The 1,030-nt window shown below is 62.2% G+C and carries 2 protein-coding genes; both read right to left on the bottom strand.

Annotation, left to right across the window (positions count from 1 at the left end):
• Window positions 1-67 precede the first annotated feature (67 nt).
• The gene (locus GA0061099_RS39270; RefSeq protein ID WP_074448715.1) at window positions 68-376 is read right to left on the bottom strand and encodes a type II toxin-antitoxin system RelB/DinJ family antitoxin; all 309 of its coding nucleotides are present in this window, start codon (window positions 374-376) and stop codon (window positions 68-70) included.
• A gap of 135 nt (window positions 377-511) precedes the next feature.
• On the bottom strand, window positions 512-823 hold the full coding sequence (locus GA0061099_RS39265) for a DUF736 domain-containing protein (RefSeq protein WP_074448716.1): 312 nt from the start codon (window positions 821-823) through the stop codon (window positions 512-514).
• Between the last annotated feature and the right edge of the window lie 207 nt (window positions 824-1,030).

Genomic DNA, 1,030 nt, shown 5'->3' with positions numbered 1-1,030 from the left:
TTCTCGGCCTCGATGTAGCTGAAAATGCCGTCGCGATCGGACAACGCGAAGCGCGACCAGACGAGTTTCACCGTTCCTGCTCCGGTGCCTTTCGAAGCGCAGCGGCGCGGCGTTGTCCGAAATGCGCTTCGACCTCGGAATCATCAATATCAGGCCGCGTGTCGGCCAACGCCTGGAGCACCTTCTCACGAAACCAGCTATCGTAAGCTTGGCTGTTGCTCACGAGCTCCAGCGGAAGCATCCCTTCATTGGCCGTGCGCGTCAGCAGGATCCGCACGGCGTCGGATACCGTGAGACCCATATTTTCCAGAACCGCGGTGGCCTTTTCCTTCACGTCCGCATCGATGCGGGTTTGGACCAAGGCATTCGAAGCCATAGCGACCTCCTTTATTCGTAGCAAGATGTAATACATTTGAATGACATGCACCAGAGCCTATCACGGCTCCGTGAGCCGAGGCTGTGACAGCGGGCAAATGGCCCCGCCTTTCGGCGGGGCCGTTGCCGTGGCCCCTCAATCCCGATTCGGGCGGGACCAGATGAGCTGTAGGCCGTCCTGGCCCTCCACCTCGATCAGGGTGGCATAGATCGGAGCCGGAAAGCTCGGATCGTCCAGCTTGACCGAAAGGTAATCGCGCTCGGTGTCCCTGGCGGTCTTCTGCCAAGCCGCTCCCAGCTCGACATTGCCGGCGAAGATGCGGAAGTGCGGTCCCTTGTCGGAGGGGTTCTCGACCCGAACCAGCTTGGCTTTGGCATTGAGAGCGAGGGTGCGAACCGTGCCGGTGAAGCCGTTGCCGGTCGAAGTGAAGGTGCCGATGGTCGCCATTGTCGTGTCCTTTCGGTTTCCCGGGCCGCCCATCGCGGCCTCGATGGCTGGCGACAGACCGGAGGCGATCGACCCGCACCCCGACGGGGCCGGCACGCAGTAGAGGGCAGCCAGGGCACGACTTTCTTGGCTTGCGCGAGGAATGGGCGCGCAGCGGCCAGGGGAAGAAAGTCGTAACCGGCTGTTGCGGGGTTAAGAGCGAGGCGG

This window comes from Bradyrhizobium yuanmingense (assembly GCF_900094575.1).
Taxonomy (GTDB): domain Bacteria; phylum Pseudomonadota; class Alphaproteobacteria; order Rhizobiales; family Xanthobacteraceae; genus Bradyrhizobium; species Bradyrhizobium yuanmingense.
The sequence above is the reverse complement of the archived record's forward strand: the minus strand, read 5'-3'. Positions and strand labels throughout refer to the sequence as shown.

Coding starts and splice junctions, on each gene's coding strand:
- GA0061099_RS39270 (WP_074448715.1), bottom strand. CDS start 376: ATGGCTTCGAATGCCTTGGTCCAAACCCGCATCGATGCGGACGTGAAG.
- GA0061099_RS39265 (WP_074448716.1), bottom strand. CDS start 823: ATGGCGACCATCGGCACCTTCACTTCGACCGGCAACGGCTTCACCGGC.